Source organism: Duganella violaceipulchra (assembly GCF_019166075.1).
GTDB lineage: Bacteria > Pseudomonadota > Gammaproteobacteria > Burkholderiales > Burkholderiaceae_D > Rugamonas > Rugamonas violaceipulchra.
The window spans coordinates 40,713-57,719 of the sequence record NZ_JAHTGR010000008.1 but is presented as its reverse complement, the minus strand read 5'-3'; the positions used below and the strand labels follow the sequence as shown (position 1 = coordinate 57,719).

Here is a 17,007-nt window from a genome sequence, read left to right as displayed (position 1 = left end):
GAACCGCCACTTCAGACGTATCGTCCGGGAATCGCTCGATTCCCTTTCCCAAGCAAAACCTCGCATGTCGCGATGAAGCTTGTCAACAAAGGTCAAAGAATGAAGATCGATATAAACTTGACTCCGACAATGAATACCGGCACTAAAGCAGAGCTTGGCAGACCCAATGTCGTTGCCGATGTGCCGTTGGGTGCCGATGTTCCACTTCCTGCTCAACCGTCCGCAGCGCCAGACCCGGAAAATGCTGCTCAGAGTAAGTTTGCCTACGACCACTGGGGCTTTGCCGCCGCCGCCAAGCGCGCATCGACGAGGCAGGCCACCAGGGAATTGACGCCGTCGCTGGGGGACTCCACTTTCAAGGCCGTGCTGGCGCAAGATCCCGCCGTCCAGGCTATGCTCAAGGACCGGCAGGCTGTGATCGACAGTCAGTCCAGGTTGCCTGGAGCGCAAACCCCGCCCTTCCGTTCCGCAGGGAGATTGGCGCTGCATGTTGTAGCACGCGGCGCTGGTGTGGATAGGTTGCTGGCCTCGCCAGTCCCGACCCAGCATCCGGTGGGGTCTTTTTCCTTCAATGCGTATTCCTGGGGATACCGCGACCAATTTCGGCGGGAAGCCAAGACCGCCCCCAAACCTGCGGGGCCGCCCGTCAACCCGGCCGCGCCGCCGTCAGACCTCAAGGGAGGAACGGCAAGCGCTATACGGAATATTGTCGTTGCCAAGTCTCACGCCGCACTGGATGAAGCGCGGGGCGAGTCCGCAGCCCAAGCAGCAGGAACGCATCGGCAACGACGCTCGGCACTGCCAGCCCCGGCTATGTCTTCGGATCCCGTCGTGCTTGACATTACCCAGAGCGATGACACCGGCGATGCAGGCTACCTACAGTTGCTGGCGGACGGGCTGGACGGCTGGGTTGACCGGGCGAAAGCCCAGTCTTTCGCGAGCAGCCCCAGCCGGTTGCTCCAGGCCGTCTTCAAGCATCATCGCCAAACCATTCCGCCTGGGTTTGAGAGCACCCAGAATGTGCTAGCCCTGCGGGATGAGAGCCTGTTGGATGAAGCCGCGTTGTTATATCATCAGTTGCAGGGCAGTGATACGCCTGGCAATGGCAGCACTGCTGCGCCGCCGGTTTTGGAACAGCTCCGCGCGCGTTTCCTGCAGGCCTTGCGTCCGGATTGGGAAAAGCAGCAGGTGTTAGGCAAGTTGTTTGCACCCGTTCAGCCAACCCAAACCACGGCATTTTTCGACGGCTTTTCCTTCCGCAACGCTTTGGGGAAAACATTCGACGAGCTGCTGAGTTCTGTGGATATCACCCAGTTTCCCATGCTTCAGACGTTGACTCCCCAGCAGCGGCACCAGTTTGTCCAGGAAAAATTCAGGGAGATGGGGGAAAGTACGCAATACCGCGTAGGTACGCCGGAGCACTCCCTCGCTTCCGCCGTGATTCGAATACTGAAATTTCAGGGCCGTACCGTTCCGGCGTCTTTCGAGAGCGAGCAAAAACTGCTGGGCGAGTTCAAGCGGATCGAATCCGCCTGGAAGCCCGATGGGCGCGACTATCCGATCCATCCGCGCCTGATGTTCGCTTTGCATCTGGCACAATCGAGCGGCGTTGAGTTGACCACAACCGCCAAGCTGCGACAGACGTACGATCAGCAGGTGGTGCCTCGTGTAGGGGCACGCGTCGAGCTGAATGACGTAGTTCCGCTACGATGGATGGCGGATCACTTGGCGCGCTGGAATAAGGACGGCGTCAACCCGTGGGATCAACGAGGGCCGACGGCCTACACGCAGGCGTTATTGTCGCTTTTCGATACCTTGCACGAAGCTAGTGCAGCTAACGATCCCATCTCCGCATTTGCCACTGAGTTGCGTCAGGCAGGCGTATTGCACGAACGGCTGGTCGGGAATGATTGGCGGGAGCGTGCTCAGGCGCTGCTAAATTATGCGGGCGAGCGCCTGCTAGTCGCGTCCGGCACACCCCCGCAGTTCGAGCGGTCGCGGGCCGCCGCCGCGATCCTTGTCGCGAACGGCATGAGCGAGGACGAGATGGATACGCCGCGCCATTATGTCATTGCTGGCGACAATAGTAATATTTCGTCAAACAAATACGGTGACCGTGTCGATGAATTTCTTGAGCGGGCAGACTGGGGCGGCCTGTCCGGCAGCTACATGAATGTGGGACGCGGCGTGCGCATCAATCCGGGTGCGGAGTTGCAAGCTGCGGAAGAGAGTTTTAACAGCAAACTCACTTCCCATCCCTGGGTGCTGGCGAAGGCGAAGGAAAACCTGCGCATGCGTGCGCAGCCGCTGGGTAAGGGCTTGCTGGATGGCGAAGCACAGCGCATCGCCGCGAACTTCAAGGCGGAAACCGAAAGCCACCGCGCCTGGATGCGCGGGTTGGAGACATGGGTCAACACGGTTCCTGTCCTTGGACCCATCTATAACATTGAGGAAGGTATTCGCCACAAAGATGCGCAGCAAGCTCTCCTCGGCGTGCTCTTCCTTGGCCTGGATATCTTCGATCTCGCTGCCGGCGCTGAACCAGGTGCCGGGAAAACAGGTGTCGGGATAAGGGGCATCTCCCCGCGAAAAAATATTCATGTCGAGAATTTCCAGGAAACCGCCAAAAAGACCAACCTCCCCTTGAATAGTGTCGTCGATCATCCCGATGCCATCACGCTCAACGCCGAACCATTCGATATTGGACAAGTAGATGCCAACGTTCCGCCAGCCTATCGGTCGCTTGCCCAGCAAGTGCGCAACGGGAAAACCGATATCCAGTGGCAGGGTTATGATCTGGTGCATCTGCGCAACGAGAATCGGGTCGTTCCTGTTGAACATAGAGGCGGCTCTTATCACGAAATCGATTGGCACACCACCCACCGGACCCGGAATGCCCCGCTGATCCATCGCGATCCGATGACCGGCGACTTTCGATCCAATGGCGGCTTGAACGGCGGAGTGCGACCTGCGGCAAAGCTTGAAACGGAACCTGAAATTTTTAACGTCAAAGTGTCCGACCGCCTCACGTCGCAACAAGTGGTGCCATTAATGGCTAGCGCATCTGATAATTCTGTGCGCGATTTCGACGCCATATTTTCGAAACACTTCAATATTATTAATCCATTAGGTGCCACAAGCAGCTTCGATGCCAAGGTCTTCTATGGCAAGCTATATAAAGATAGCGCCTCCTTCAGGCGGATCGTCAATCGATACGATAGTTCGAATGCGGCTGCGGGACCCTGGCAAATCTCGGTCGGAGACAGGGGCGTGGGTTGGCCCAAGGCGAATACGGTTTGGGACCAGAAGATCATGTATTTATCCGATGATGCGACGCTTAAACAGATGAAATACATGTCGGCCGATGGGGTGCAAGCCATCACCCCCGAGCAGGCCTACCTTCACGAAATGATTCATGCGCTGACAGGGGCGCAGGATCCGGATCGGGTGCGGGACTTGTTGAATCGTGGCCCGGTTGTTTATCTCACGGACAAAATTTTGAGCGAAGCTGGCTATGGTTTCAAACAGCAAGTGATGTATCGGCGTGAAAATCTTTCGCCGGATGCCCCGCCGCATGACACAGTCGAGTACCACCGCGATGCGGCCGCGCAATCGATGGAAGTAGAAAACCAATATCTAGACAAGGTCCTCGATGCCAAGCTTGTACCGGTTGCAGCAGACACGCTGGTGGAGGGCAGCAAGGTCGAGCACCGTGGCACGGTCAGTGGCGTGAGAAAAACCCTGGATGAAATACATAGCGCCGACGGGCGAGGCATCAATTACAGGGAAGGGTTTGTGGGCAAGTTCAATCAAAATTTTGCCATGTTGAAAGTTATAGATGTTCCGCCAGGAGTAATCGACGACAGGTGGAAAGCGGTGACCGACGTTTATCGCCGCTTATATAAAAAAAGTCGCACCTTTAAAGACTTATTCGACAGGCTGCCCTCCAGGGCTAGCTTGAGCGGTAGCACCGACCCGTGGAAATTCGTTTTCAACAAGGAAATTGCGACGCATGAATTGCCAACAAACCGGGTTGCTCATGGCCTGAATCCCGCCACCCAAAAAGTCTATATTTTTGACGACCACACTCGTTATTTGACTGCCACTGGCTTGAAAGATGTGGAATTTCAACGCAAACTTGCATATGAAATGGTTTGTATCTTGACCGGAGGCAGCAAGATGAAGGCAAGCGATGCCTATCTGAATCGCGGGTCAGAGGTCTTCCTCACCGATAAAATCCTTGAGGAGGCAGGCTTTCATTTCCCTGAGCAGATTGCCGCCGCACTTGCGTCGCCTTCCAATCCAGGTTCGGAGGCGACGCTGCGCTCTTATCAAACGTCGGCCCGGCGCAGCGCAGCGACGGAAGATCGCTATATGAAGTTGAACTTCCTGGATTTACAGCGGAGTCGCGATCACGTCCCGATGTGATGTTGTCGTAGGTGGCTGGTGACTGAATCTCCGGCCACCGGGCCAGGTCTAAAAAGAGCGGCGCAGTGCAATTTTTTTCAACTCGCGCAGCGCTCTGATCAGGGGGAGCCTGCCATATTTCCCCTGCGGGCCTGGTTGTTTTGGCTGGCGTGGCTTGCGCCGACCTTGAAGCGCTTGCCCGCTGCCTCGGCACAGGTTCTCGCTGGCGAGGACAATTGGCACTGCGCTTGCTCCGCCGTCAGCGTACGGGCGGAGCTGCCTGTGTGGCAACGAAAATCGCCGGCCAGAAAGCGCAGGTCGCGGATGAGCAGGCTGGTTTCTTCGTGCATGCTGAGCAGCAGGTCGGCAGTGACTGGGCAGGTCCTGTGGCGAATCTTGCTGATTGTTGATGGGCTTACCCGCAAATGCCGGGCCAGGCTGGCGTCGTAGCGGAGTCCGAGGAATTCCTTGATCGTGTCGAGCAGTCGGTCGGGATTGTAGTATGGATGTTCGGTGTAGGTCATGTTCATCGAGGTATTGGCGCCGGGGCGCGATCGGTTGCACAGGGGGCACAGGACCGATGTTTGCGGTCTGCGCCGTTCGAGAATTATTGTGGAACGAAGGCTGCCGGCGTATGTCCCTGCGGTATTCCCGGACTCATTTACCCCCCGGCCTTGATGGCGCAGGCAGTCAGCGCCTGGGTTCAGGGCAGCCGGGCCAGCGCGTCGGCCAGTTCCGCGTCGAACTGGTTGAGCCGTTCCCGCAGCAGCAGCAAGGCTGGATCGACGCTGAGCGGAGCTTGCCGCAAGGCGTCTTCGAGGCGTTCGAAATCAGCGCGCAGGCGCTCCCCGCACAGGAACATCAGCATGCTCTTGAGCCGGTGGGTGCTGGCCTGGCAATCGGCATAGGCGCCGCGTGCCGCCTCGGCGTGCATGATGGCCGCGTCCGCGCCTAGATGTTGCTGCACTTGCGTGAGGAGCTTGCGCAAAGCCGGCCCTTCATAGATATCCCGTAGCTCTTCCAAATCGAGTAACGCGCTGTCTGGTTGCATGGTCTGGCTCTCTATCCTGATGATCAGATGACATTGTGGTAGCTTTCCGGAACCTGGGCGGCGCTGCTTAGCGCGATTGGAACAGCCGGGTGGTGCCGTCGGGCAGAAATGCCGTGACGCTGAACGGCGGTAGTGTGTGCGCGCCCTCATGGAATGGCTGGCTCTTGAAATTAGCCAGCAGGCGGGTGCCGTCGGCGAAGCGGGTCTGCTGCACCAGGCGGTCGGCGCTGCGCCACTCGAAGCCGGTCAGGGCCTGGTAGGCCAGGCGCTCGTGCAGCGGACGGAAAAAGGCGTCCAGGCGCTTGAGGTAAGGCAGGCGTTCGGAGTTGCTGTCCAGGTTCAGGTTCAGCAACGGCGGCACGTTATACAGCTGTAGCAGCAGTTCGCTGGTGCGGCGCGCTTCCTTGAATTTGAGGATGTCCGTTTCCCAGTGCAGGGTGGTAATGACGCTGTCGTGGAAGGCGGCCTGGAACAGCGGCAAGCGCAGCGCCGGGTCGAAGTAGCGCTGCCGGTAGACCGGCTTGATGGAAACCTGATTGAAGGCCCACTCCGGCGCATCGGCCGGATAGTAGCGGCCCAGGTAGTACGGCGAGGCACGGCGCTCGCGCATGTCGGGGTCATGCCAGCCGAAGCCCATGGTCTCCATGCCATGGCCGAAGGCGACGGCGCTGTTGGCAACCGCGTTGCCGCCTTCCGAACCCACCACCACGCCGAGCGTGCGGGCGACCCAGTCCATGCCGGCGATGCGGTTGGATGCATCCCGCTGCTGCGAGGTCGGCTTGGCCGGGTCGTAGTCATCGAACACCATGCCGGTGGCGTCGACGTCGAGGAACCAGCTGTTGTAGTTGCTGTCGCGCTGCACCGCGCGTACGCGTTGTTCCAGCAGAGGGCGTATGCAGGCCGGATTGGTATAGACGCCGTTGTCCTTGAAACCGCTCTGGCGCTTGCCATCCTCGCGCATCACGCCGCAGTGCTGATAGGCATCCTGGCCCAGGTGCGCGGTGGTCCAGCTGGGATTGATCTGCTGGGGCAGGGCTGTGTCGTAGGAGTCGTACGGACCGATCAGATAGCCAGCCGCGCGCGCCGCGGCGATCGCCTCGGGGTGGGCCAGGCCGGCCTGCATCTCCGGCACGCCTAGCCACAGGCGCTCCAGGCCAGCGCCGCGCAGCGCCTCGACCATCTTCACCGACAAGCCGTCGCCCCAGCGTGCTGGATCGATCAGCGCCCCCCCCAGCTTCGCGGCAATCAGGGTGCGTCGGCGGTCAAGGCTGGCGGCGTCGGCGCCGGGCGCCAGACGTTGCGCCGCGGAGTTCACGTTGGCGAGCAATACGCGTTGCAGATAGCGGTTGATGGCCAGATCGCCTGCGACCAGTGCCTTGCGACCATCGGCGTCGAAGCCGCGTCGCCAAGTCGGCAGCCCGGCCAACGCCGTCTTCAGCGCTGGCCAGGCGCGAACGTCCTGCCGCGCCAGCATGGCGTCGCCCCACAGATAGGCGTGGCTGGCGCCAATCAGGCGGGCGCCGTCGTGGGCCGCTGCCAGCTTGTCCTTGAGCGGCACGAAGCGGCCTTGTGCCTGCAACCAGGCACGATAACGTTTCGCCGGCGCCAGCAGGTCGGGGCCGTCGAGGGTAAACTGGACCTCGTAGTAGCCTAAATCGAGTCGGGTGAATTGATGCCGCGCAGTCAGTGCGATGCCGGCGTCACTTGGTTCGAAGTGTAGCTGGTTGTTAAACGGCGTGGCGAACAGCAACGACAGCACGCGCGTGCCGTGGTCGAAACCGAGCGCTGGCAAGCCCATACCCTGGGTGGTGTCGAGGTCCTGGTAGTCCCGCAGCAGCGCTTGGTGCCAGTTGGCGTCCTGTGCCGGGATGTAGCTTCCTTCGGACAGCGGCAATAGCAGGCCACGGGCGCCGGCCGGCACGCGTGGATAGGTGATCGCGCCGGGCTGGTCGCGCTGGAAGCGCATCGTCAATACCGTGCCGTCCAGTCTGGCCTCGACCAGTACGGCGGCGTCACGCAGGCGCCAGCTGGCTTGGCCACCCTGTTGGCGCAAACCTTGCACCTGATCAGCCGGACCAGCCATCGACAGCGGCAGGGGGGCAGTGCTGCCCAGCTGCGCCTGGGTCGCCAGTGTGGCTGGATCGATGGTGATATTCCAGTTGGCGTCGTTGAGCGTCAGCGCATCTGCGGGTGCTATGGTTGCCAGCAGCGACAGCGCGGCCCAGCGCGCGGGCCAGCGGCGCACTGTGACATCGGTGCGACGGGGGGAGGAAGAAGTATGCATGATTATTTAGTCGCTTTGTCGCTTTGTCGCTTAATCGCGGTCTGTGGCGCAACCAGTAGCGGCCGCTTCACGGTCTGCGCCAGCACAACTCCGAGCAGAGTGATGGCACCGCCGACGATGTCGTAGACGTGCAGGGATTCGCCAAGGAACAGCAATGCCAGAATGATGGTGAATACCGGAATCAGGGTCATCATCGCCGTCGTGCGGCTGGCGCCGAGCTGGTTCACGCCGACCATCCACAGAATAGGCGCCAGTAACGACGCCGGGATGCCGGCGAACAGCACCAACGGCAGACCGGCGGCGGTGAGCGGCGGAGCCGAACGGAACAGGTAGTAGATCAGCAGCACCGGTATGGCGCACCAGACCTGAACCAGCAGCGAGTGCCAGTTATTGAGCGGAATATTCCACAGTTTGAGCAGCACGCCGTAGCAGGCGTAGGCCAGGCAGGCCAGCAGCATCAGGCCGTCGCCAGGCGCAGCGCCGTGGCTGAACAGGGTGGCCGGATCGCCATGACTGAGCAGGTAGCCGAGGCCAAGCAGCGACAGCAGGCCGCCGCATACGCTGCCGACGGTAGCGGCTTCGCCCAGCAGGAGCACGCTGAACCCTACCGCCATCAGCGGCATCGTCGAGGCCAAAATCCCCATGTTGGTGACGCTGGTGGTCTGCGCGGCGATGTAGGCGAGGCATTGGTACATCACCATGCCCAACATGCCCAGCAAGAACAACCGGGGCAGATAGCGGCGCACGACCACACGCTGGCGCCACACCGGCTGGCCGAAGACCAACGCCAGCAAGGTGCCTGCCAGCAGCCAACGGTAAAAGGAGATCGCGGCCGGGTCGATGACGCCGATCGCCAGCTTGTTAACCACCGTGTTGGCGGCCCAGATCAGTACCGCACTTAGCGGGCAAATATAGTGTTTGAGGCTCACGTTGATTTCCTGTTGTTATTGGTTGCTTGAAGCCAACGCGCGCGTGACGTAAGCTTGTTGCACTATGGTACTGTTGGGGTAACACGCCAGTGCCGGCGCAACCGCAATCCCGGACTGATTTACCCTTGGATGCCCCCACCCGCGCGTGGGGAAATATCAGACCGCTTAACCCAGATGACGATCGTTCCCACTTGACGAAGCCGCGCCCAGCGGCCTTGATCAGTCAACCTCCTGCGAGGAAGCTGGCAATCCGGTCGGCCAGCAATTTGTGCGTGTGCGTGGTGGGGTGCAGGGTATCCCAGAACAGGCGCAGGTCCAGGCCGACGCCATGTTTGCGGCGCAATTGTTCGACCAGTTGTGCCAGCCGGGCATTGTAGGCCAGCACCTGCGCGGCGACCTTGGCGCCGTCCTGACGGTATTGAAACGCCGGGGTGCGCGAAACGTCCGGTAAAGTCAGCAACACGATGTGGCGGCCACCTGCGGCCACCAGCTGATTCAAGGCCTGGGTGACGTCGGCGAGTGTCTGGTCGACGCTGCGATGATAGTTGAGCAGGTGGTTGGCACCGATCCACACCATGAAAAGGGGTTCTCCGCGCGGTAACCGCTGGCCAGGCGCATGTACTGCAACATCGCTGCATTGTAGATTTTCTGGGTATCGAACAGGCTGTCGCCAAACGCGAGGATGCGGTCGACCGCGCCATCCGAAACCGGCGGCTCGTTACTCCATACGGTGTAATTGAATGACAGGGCGTTGTTGGCGGCGCCGGCCATCGCGACCGTTTGGTGGATATTCTGTTCGTCCAAGGTGTCGCGGCAGGTTGTCTGTAGCATGTCTTGTCGCGCGTCGCTGTAGAACATGTTCTTCCATTGCAGCGGGCTGCCTGACCACCAGTAGCCTTGGATGCGGACATAGTCGCCTCCCGCGCCGCCGCAGGTTTATCCGGTCAAGTAGTCGCTGGTGAAACACTGCTGCGGTGCATGAACGGATTTCGCAGATGCAAGCAACTTGAAAAATCAGACCGAATTACCCTGTCGGGTATCGACCATGGCGTGGGCCTGTCCAGATCAAATGCTGTCGAGTGCGGTAAAATTCGGCCGGCTTGCCCCATTCTGGGCGTAGCGCGACGATCAGCCACTGATCGATGGAGTAACTTTATGTTGACGAGGCAATACCTGCTTTCTTCCCGCCCCATGCACACGATGCGTATCGCGGTGCTGGACGACCACCCGGTGATCGCGCTCGGCACCGCCGCCTATTTGCGCAGTCAGAGCGACTTCAAGGTCGAACTGGAGGAAACTTCCGGCGATGCTTTCGCGGAGGCCTTGGCGAGGCGGCCGTGCGATACGGCGGTGCTGGACTTTTATCTGCCCGAGGCCGCCGCCGACGGTTTTTATTTTCTCAAGCGCATGCGGCGCCTGTTTCCCGAGCTGGTGATTGTCACCTTTTCCGCCGGCAAAGCCAGCGAGATCGAATATGCCGCCTACCGTGCCGGCGCCAGCGCCTTCCTGCCGAAATCGGCGCCACTGGCGCTGCTGGGCGACGCCATCCGTTTGGCCTCGGCAACGCCGTCGCGTTTCTTTGCTTTGCGCGAGGGCCGCATCGTCGAAGTGCAGCCGCGCAGTGCTGCCGATCAATTATCGGCCTCGGAGGTAGAGGTCTTGCGCCACATCGCGACGGGCCTGTCGGTGACCCAGGTGGCAGAGCGCCTGAACCGCAGCAAGAAAACGGTCAGTACGCACAAACGTAGTGCGATGAGCAAGCTCGGGATGGTGGACGACTTATCGCTGGCCTTGTTCCTGAAGGAGAAATTCGACCAGGGCCATCATCTGTCGGCTGAGGTGCTGTGAGCCGCGCTGCGCGCGTCGGATCGAACCCGCGCCGCATGATATTGGACAGCAACGGTGAAATTGCCCAGCCTTGCGGAACGCTTTCGCTGGCTGCTCGAGAGACCAGCGGGTCACCGATCGTTGTACGCCGATCTTCGCGTTCATGTTCTGCAAACAAGCTCATCCGGGGCTTCATCATGGTGGCACTCGCCATTCATTGATCCATGCTTGATGGTCGGGCTGCGTTGCGTTGACTCACATGCCGGGCACGTGTGGGCTCAGGCGCCGCCCCCTCTGGGAGTGGCCCCTTCAACATCGCCTGTCCGAGCTCCTCGTCGATCTCTTGTAGTCCGCCGGGCGGTGCGGCACCGAGCTCCTGCACCGCCCGGTAGAGCAGGGCCACGGCCCGTAAGGTGTGACTGGGCACGTGGGCTCCAGGCTGGCCGGTGGCGTAGAGTTGCCGCGCCAGACCTGGATACTTGATGATGGGGATGCGACGCTCGGCCGCTATCTTGCGCAACAGATCGGCATCGGCGTCGCGCCCCTTGCCCACGATGCGCGGCAAACCGCCTGCGCGGATGTCGTAGGCCAGTGCCACGGCAATGTGTTCTGGATTGACCACCACGGCCATGGTTCCGGGGGCGCGCGGCGCCTCCATGGCGTTTTGCTTGGCGATGCCCCTGCGCTGGCCTTTCGCGTGAGGATCGCCTTCGGACTCCTTGTGATCACGCCGCATTTCCTGGATATCCATGCGCATGCCACGGTAACTCATATACCGCTGCAGGGCGACGTCAACAAGGGCCAGTACGATGAGCACACCGATGCATCGGCGTTCCACCTGATGCAGCATTTCGATGGCGGCGCTCCAGCCCTGCCGGGGCGACAGGTGGTATAGCTGCGCCAGGCCAGGCAGCTGAGCGCGGATGTGTACGTATCCCGGCAGCAGCAGTGCGGCGATTTTCATCGGCCCTAGCACCGCCATCAGGAATTTTTTCGGTGCCAGCAACTGGCGTAAGTTTGTGGCGACATCGAGCTTCTTGATCCCTTTTCCAAGTGCCTTGGGGGCGACGTTGAAGCCGGTTTGCGATAACGTCGCCAGTAACGACACCAGGGCGGAGACGGCGGCCAGTGCCAGCATGAGCAGCACGGCCGTCGTGAAGGTGGACCAGGCTCCTTCAAGGCGGGCTGGTCCGGGCTGCGCGATCGCCATGATAGCAATCTGCAAGTTGCGCTCAAGCATTTCACGCCACAGCGGCTCCGTGCCGAACACTGTCTCGGCGAGCAGGGAAAATTTCAACAGCTTAGACCATTCCTGGCTGAGGCCAAACTCGCCATTTTCGCGCGCATGGCGGCGTTTTTGTTCGCTGGGCGGCAGGTTTTTTTCGCTCATGGCCGCAACATCCCCGCTAGGCCAGCGCCCCAGAATTGTCCGGCGGCGCCGGCCACCGTGAGCGTCAGACCGGGAAAGCATAGCAGCAACATGAGCAGTGCCAACAGCGCCTTGACCGGCATGGCCGCCTGATAGACGTCCATGCCCTGCACAACGGTGCTGCCGATTGCCATCAGGAATTCCACTAGCAGCAACAGCAACAGCGCGGGCGCGCTATAGAGCAGCGCGCCCGCCGTCATGTCGGTGAAAGCCGCCATCAAGGCGACGCGCGCCGGCGGATCGAACTGTGGCAACGGCGCTAGTGCCGGCCATAGTAGGTAGCTGTCGGCTAAGACGTCGAAAATGAGCTTGAAGACGCCGATGTCGATAAGGTAGACGAGCAGTGCGCGCTCGCAGAACTCGCCCAGGATGGAGGAATCGCTTTGCAATGCGGGATTGATCTGCTGGGCAGCGTTGGCGCCGCGCTGGTTGTCGATCAAGGTGCCGGCGGCGCGTATGGCCCAGAACGGCGTAGCGAGCAGGAAGCCAAGCATAGCGCCAATCAGCACCTCCTTGAGCGCCAGCGCACTGGCATATGACACGGCCAGCGAGTGTCGCTCCAGCAGGCTCTGGAGCAGACAGGCCTGGGGTAGTGAAATCGCCGTGCAAAGGGCCGCGCGCTGCATGCCAGCCATGTTCTGGCGGCCGAGTGCCGGCAACACCAGTGCGCAGCCCAATGCGCGTGGCATCGCCAGCGCCAGCGCGCTGGCCATCAGCAGGAGGCTGTCGATGGCGGGACTGGACATGGTTGTCAACCGGCGCCGGCCAACCGTTGCCGTCGCCGGTGGCGGACGTTCTGCTCGTCCATGAAGCCCTGCCAGCGCAGGTCGTCGAAGCGGACGCCGTAAATGACGACGTCGTCCTCGCGGTCTCCGTTGAGCGCGGCACGCGGTAAACAACCCCAGCGCGCCATGCGGAAGGCGCGCGCGACCATCAGGCTCTTGCGGTTGCCCCCCAGTATCCAGCAAGTGATGGCGTCGAATCCGTGACGCTGCGCTTCGCGGTAGACGTTGCGTACGACCTGCATGGCGACACCGCGGCCGTGCCAGTCACGCCGTACGTAGAGCGATAAGTCGCCGGTGCGGTGGCATACCTCCGGCCCCCAGGCGATGGGGCGGATCTGGGACCAAGCGATGATATCGTCGCCGTTGAGCAGCACCCAGCTTGGCCATCCGTGGCGGCGGCATTCCCGGATCAGCCGATCCATCTCGGCTGGCTCGCTGGCGGCGAGCACAGGCGAGTGACCGCCATCATTCACGCTTTCGTTGTAGATGGCAGCGATGGCGTCGGCGTCTGTGGGGACAGCGCGCCGCCAGGTAAATTGGTCAATTTGTTCCATGTGGGGTTCCAATGTCGGGGAGAGTGTGCGTTGCGACTGCGCCGCGGTGGACACCGGCGGCGCGCCAGGCGCGGATAATATGGCGTACTGCCGCATCGCTGACCGGCGCCGGCGTTGTGCCGGCCAGGTGCTCGTGCGCGGCGATGAGCGCGCAGTCCCAGCGCAGGCGCAGGCGCAGCCAGAGGCCGGGTTGCAATGCCTCGGCGGCAGCGCGCATCTGGCCCATGCCCAGTATCGTCAAGTCGAGCGCAGTGCGCGGATGGGGCGTCGACGGCCCGGAGGGGGGCAGCGGCCTGGCGCGCGCCAACCGCAGGGCGCTGCGCCACTGCGCTAACGGTGCTACCGGCAACATGGCTCTGTCCCGAGTCCATGTGGCCACAAAGCCTTCAGTGCTAGCCCATGTCAGCATGCCCAGGAATAACGCGACCCTGGGCATCGTCTCCTGGTCCATGGCGAGGCCGTCCAAGTCTTGAATGCGGGCCGGGCAGAGCGCTGCCGGCGCCACCGACGGCCATTCCAGATAGTGGCAGAACAGCCAGTAGGTCAGTCGCCTGCCCGCCGCCGATGTGGCGGGCAGGCGTGGCCACTCCGGCGCTCCGGCAGCGGTGTCCAGCCAACTTGGGTGTGCACCTGTCCACGGCTCGAACCACAGTTCGGTCCAGCCGGGGCTGGGTCGTGTCGAGACCGACATCTCAGACGGGGTCATTGCTTGACTCCACGGCGGGGCTGCCTGCGCGCACGCGCCGACGGATGCGCAGGCCGTAGGCGCCGAGCGCACCGGCCGCCGCCAGCGCCAATGCCGGCGCTGCCGCCCACAGGTAAGGCGGTCTGGCACGCGCTGCCGTTGCACCGGGACGCGCCGGACTGGGCGTCGCTGGCACAAACACGATAGCGACGCCTCTGCCTTGGGCGCCGGTCGCCGCAAGGCCCGGCATGCTGGCCAGGATCAGGCGACGTATCCTGTCCTCGTAGGCGTCCGGCTCCCAGCCCGGACGGTATTTGATCATCACCGCACAGGACGACGGCACCACGGGCTCGCCCGGCACCAGGCGTTCCGGCAGCACGGGATGCACCCGGGCCATCACCACCCCGTCGATCTGCGACAAAGTATTTTCCAGCTCCTGGGCGAGCGCGGCAAGATAACGCGCGCGCTCCTCGGTGGGACTGGAAATCATGCCATCCTTTTTGAAAATATCGCCCATGCGGGCGAACGCATTGCGCGGCAAGCCACGCTCGTGCAAGAGGGCGACAGCCGCGGCTAGCTCGGCTCCTTCTACGCTGACGATGTAACCTTGCTTGGAGCTTGCCTTGCCCGCGTAGATGCCATTGCTCAAGAGGGCGGCGACGATATCGTTGGCGTCGCCCTCGCTTAAGCCTGAATACAATGGCACCGAACGAGAGCATGCGGGCAGCAGCAGGCAACACACTAGCGCGACGGCGTTGCGCCGGCGAGCAGAGGAAATAGTGGTCGGCACGGCTTGGTCAGCTCAGCTTGGTGAGCTGGTCTACCGCAGAGACGCTCTTGCCGACGACCTTGGCGAGCAAGTCGTTTTGTACGCCGAGATCGATCAACTCGTTCGTTACTCTGAGCATCGCGGCAGGATCTCGTGTGGCCTGTACCCGTGCCATCTGCGAGGCTAGCGCCTGCCCGCGGTCGCGGAAATAATCGGACAGTGCCCGTAACGGCGCGGCGCCCGCCGCACTCAGAGGGGAGCGCGGTAGCGGTTCGCGCATGGCCAGGTTGAACAGGTCCAGGTCCCGCTGGTCGGCGCGGCCGGACGGGGGCAGGGCGGTTTGGCCGGCGTCCGCCGACAGCGCGGGACCAGGGTCTTGCACCTGTGCGAGACGCACGGCGGCGATAGCGGTGGAGCTCATGGGGTGGGCGCCTTATTCACCGTGACGCTCCTCGACGAGTACGTGTTCCAGGTCGATTTGCACCATACGATTGGCGGCCTCGATCAGGGAGCGGGCCAGAGCCGTTGTGCCGGGCATGGCGTCGAAGGCCTCTTCAACGAAACGAGGCAGCTCATTGCCGTCGATAATTCCTGCCTCCGTACAGCGTTTATAAATGGTGATGGCCTGAGCGTATGCAGCCAGATCCTCCGGATCTTCGTCGGCGCTGGCCAGTTCCAGCGCGGCGGCGTCGGGCGCGAAGTCTGCCATGCCAGACAGGCGTGTGCGGGCGAATACTTGTGTCAGGCTGTCGCGTTGGTTCAGCGACATCTGGGCCGAGCGTATTGTACCAACCAGCATGCCGAGCGCTTTATCAACCACGTGTCGATCGCGCCCCTCCGGTATTGCGCCGACCAACACGAACCGGGCCCATGCTCCGCCGCCCTCCGGCGCAGCGAATATATTGGGGTGCTCGTCCATGAACTGAGCGAGGCAGGCGCGCTGCCTCGCCAAATAGGATGGGATAGGTAATTTATTTACTTCGGCCATGATCGATCCTCAAAAAAACGCCGCGACTGCCAGCCGATGTCGGCGCCGGCAGTCGCGGCAATGGTGTTTACAGAATGGTTTGGAGATTGCTGCCACCCATGGCCGAACTGGCGAGCATGCGCATGAAACTGTCCATCGACGACCCCATCGTCTGAGTCAATCTGGAGATGGTGTCAAACAACATCTGGGACTGCTTGTCATTCAATCCGTTTTGCACATTGTGGCTGTCGACCGTCGAGCTATTGTGGCTGTCCTGCGTGTTATGGCTATCTTGTGTATTGTGGCTGTCGTTGTGGCTATCGACAGTGGAAAAGTTGCGGCTGTCCACCCTGGTGCTGGCGTCGTCGTGGCTGTCTATCGGGGCGTAGCTTTTTGGGCTTGTTGACATCTATGTGTTCCTCCTTTTGCGTTATGTAAACTGCTTATGACCATGGTCCGCTTACAACTGAACCTTGTCGGCCATGCTTTTGACCGCAGTCGCCTGTTGCAGATGGAAGTTAATTTTCATGTTTTGCGCCTGCTGCTGCAGTTGTTGTTGCAGGGTCTTGGAATTGTCGTACTGAGTGTTCAGAGACGACTGGTCAGCGGCGCCCGATGCGGCGGTCACGTCGTCGGCGGTTGCGTCGCCGACGCGATTCTGAATTTGAGCCATGGTAATTTCCTTGAAAAGTAGTAGTCGATTAATGTACGGAAGCAATCCGCATGGAATAGTGCCGTCCGGCGCGGATTTGGTTCGTCGACGCGCATTTTTTTTTGCGTCGGCCGAGCCCGCCAGGGTCTACAGCATCGAGTTGAGCTTTCCGCCCAACATGCCAAGCGCGGATGCGGCCAAACCTGACACCAGCTCCTTCGGTTGGGACAGTGCCGGGCCGGCCGGCAATACGGTGCTGACAGCCTTGCTGACGACTCCTTCGAGCATGGGGGCGGCGATGGCGCCGATTAGTGGAAGCATGTGAATCTCCTTGAGGTTCCGGCGTGCGCCGGGTTGGGAATGTAGGCGGGCATTGGCCGCCTACGGTGGTTGCGCAGCGTGGTAGCCCAGCGTGGCGACGGCCTGCATGGCTTGGTCCGCGAGCGAGAGCAGCTCGAGTCCCATCCAACGTCCAGCCAGCGCCAGGGTCAGGCCCACGGCGAGCAGTTTGCAAGAGAAGGGCAGGGCCTGGTCCTGCATCGACAGTACGGTCTGTAGCAGTGACACCAGTACGCCGGCGACCACGGCCACGGCCAGCGGCGGTGCCGACAACCAGATCACCATCAGCATGCCCTTCTGGAAAAAAGCGATTGTTTCAATCATGCCGT

18 protein-coding genes and 1 pseudogene are annotated in these 17,007 nt (G+C 61.4%); 2 read left to right on the top strand and 17 right to left on the bottom strand.

Translation table 11 applies throughout. The features are described 5' to 3' along the window. Positions 1–72 precede the first annotated feature (72 nt). A complete protein-coding gene (locus KVP70_RS16125; protein ID WP_217943240.1) occupies positions 73–4,428 on the top strand; it encodes a PipA/GogA/GtgA family type III secretion system effector in 4,356 nt (1,451 codons plus the stop codon). A gap of 98 nt (positions 4,429–4,526) precedes the next feature. Here KVP70_RS16125 and KVP70_RS35040 read toward each other — a convergent pair whose 3' ends face one another. The 6 genes and pseudogenes from KVP70_RS35040 to KVP70_RS35850 all read right to left on the bottom strand — a co-directional run. After that, complete coding sequence (locus KVP70_RS35040) at positions 4,527–4,937, bottom strand: hypothetical protein (RefSeq protein WP_217943239.1); 411 nt, start codon at positions 4,935–4,937, stop codon at positions 4,527–4,529. Positions 4,938–5,110: 173 nt separating this feature from the next. Beyond that, entirely contained in the window at positions 5,111–5,395 is a 285-nt protein-coding gene (locus tag KVP70_RS16115) for a hypothetical protein (protein ID WP_217943238.1), read from the bottom strand. 130 nt (positions 5,396–5,525) lie between these two features. After that, positions 5,526–7,742, bottom strand: a complete 2,217-nt coding sequence (locus KVP70_RS16110; RefSeq protein WP_217943237.1) for a glycoside hydrolase — start codon at positions 7,740–7,742, stop codon at positions 5,526–5,528. 2 nt (positions 7,743–7,744) lie between these two features. Beyond that, entirely contained in the window at positions 7,745–8,671 is a 927-nt protein-coding gene (locus KVP70_RS35215; RefSeq protein WP_217943236.1) for a DMT family transporter, read from the bottom strand. Between the two features lie 223 nt (positions 8,672–8,894). After that, complete coding sequence (locus KVP70_RS16100) at positions 8,895–9,248, bottom strand: SGNH/GDSL hydrolase family protein (RefSeq protein WP_217943235.1); 354 nt, start codon at positions 9,246–9,248, stop codon at positions 8,895–8,897. Next, positions 9,167–9,580: pseudogene (locus tag KVP70_RS35850) on the bottom strand (hypothetical protein); the annotation flags it as partial. The pseudogene KVP70_RS35850 and the gene KVP70_RS16100, both read right to left, overlap by 82 nt. A gap of 291 nt (positions 9,581–9,871) precedes the next feature. Between KVP70_RS35850 and KVP70_RS16095 the strand changes: the two are divergent. Beyond that, positions 9,872–10,519, top strand: coding sequence for a response regulator (locus KVP70_RS16095; protein WP_229224863.1), 648 nt, complete (start codon positions 9,872–9,874; stop codon positions 10,517–10,519). Between the two features lie 193 nt (positions 10,520–10,712). Here the strand turns inward: KVP70_RS16095 and KVP70_RS16090 are convergent, their stop codons facing one another. From KVP70_RS16090 to sctS, 11 genes are all read right to left on the bottom strand, one after another. Next, on the bottom strand, positions 10,713–11,888 hold the full coding sequence (locus KVP70_RS16090) for an EscU/YscU/HrcU family type III secretion system export apparatus switch protein (protein WP_217943233.1): 1,176 nt from the start codon (positions 11,886–11,888) through the stop codon (positions 10,713–10,715). Beyond that, positions 11,885–12,673: a type III secretion system export apparatus subunit SctT gene (gene sctT, locus KVP70_RS16085; RefSeq protein WP_217943232.1), complete on the bottom strand. Its 789-nt coding sequence runs from the start codon at positions 12,671–12,673 to the stop codon at positions 11,885–11,887. The genes KVP70_RS16090 and sctT overlap by 4 nt, the downstream gene beginning before the upstream one ends. Positions 12,674–12,678: 5 nt before the next feature. Further along, on the bottom strand, positions 12,679–13,266 hold the full coding sequence (locus KVP70_RS16080) for a GNAT family N-acetyltransferase (protein WP_217943231.1): 588 nt from the start codon (positions 13,264–13,266) through the stop codon (positions 12,679–12,681). Continuing rightward, positions 13,253–13,972, bottom strand: coding sequence for a hypothetical protein (locus tag KVP70_RS16075; protein WP_217943230.1), 720 nt, complete (start codon positions 13,970–13,972; stop codon positions 13,253–13,255). Before KVP70_RS16075 ends, KVP70_RS16080 begins: the two co-directional genes overlap by 14 nt. Next, positions 13,959–14,741, bottom strand: a complete 783-nt coding sequence (gene sctJ / locus KVP70_RS16070; protein WP_217943229.1) for a type III secretion system inner membrane ring lipoprotein SctJ — start codon at positions 14,739–14,741, stop codon at positions 13,959–13,961. The genes KVP70_RS16075 and sctJ overlap by 14 nt, the downstream gene beginning before the upstream one ends. A 7-nt stretch (positions 14,742–14,748) precedes the next feature. Continuing rightward, a complete protein-coding gene (locus KVP70_RS16065) occupies positions 14,749–15,141 on the bottom strand; it encodes an EscF/YscF/HrpA family type III secretion system needle major subunit (RefSeq protein ID WP_217943228.1) in 393 nt (130 codons plus the stop codon). Positions 15,142–15,153: 12 nt separating this feature from the next. Then, positions 15,154–15,708: a hypothetical protein gene (locus KVP70_RS16060; RefSeq protein WP_217943227.1), complete on the bottom strand. Its 555-nt coding sequence runs from the start codon at positions 15,706–15,708 to the stop codon at positions 15,154–15,156. Between the two features lie 67 nt (positions 15,709–15,775). Further along, positions 15,776–16,096: a hypothetical protein gene (locus tag KVP70_RS16055; protein ID WP_217943226.1), complete on the bottom strand. Its 321-nt coding sequence runs from the start codon at positions 16,094–16,096 to the stop codon at positions 15,776–15,778. A 51-nt stretch (positions 16,097–16,147) separates the two neighbouring features. Continuing rightward, positions 16,148–16,360 carry a hypothetical protein gene (locus KVP70_RS16050; RefSeq protein WP_217943225.1) on the bottom strand — a complete coding sequence of 71 codons (213 nt, stop codon included), beginning with the start codon at positions 16,358–16,360 and terminating at the stop codon, positions 16,148–16,150. A 126-nt stretch (positions 16,361–16,486) separates the two neighbouring features. After that, complete coding sequence (locus KVP70_RS16045; protein WP_217943224.1) at positions 16,487–16,660, bottom strand: hypothetical protein; 174 nt, start codon at positions 16,658–16,660, stop codon at positions 16,487–16,489. A gap of 60 nt (positions 16,661–16,720) precedes the next feature. Then, the gene (gene sctS / locus KVP70_RS16040; protein ID WP_217943223.1) at positions 16,721–17,002 is read right to left on the bottom strand and encodes a type III secretion system export apparatus subunit SctS; all 282 of its coding nucleotides are present in this window, start codon (positions 17,000–17,002) and stop codon (positions 16,721–16,723) included. Positions 17,003–17,007: the final 5 nt, after the last annotated feature.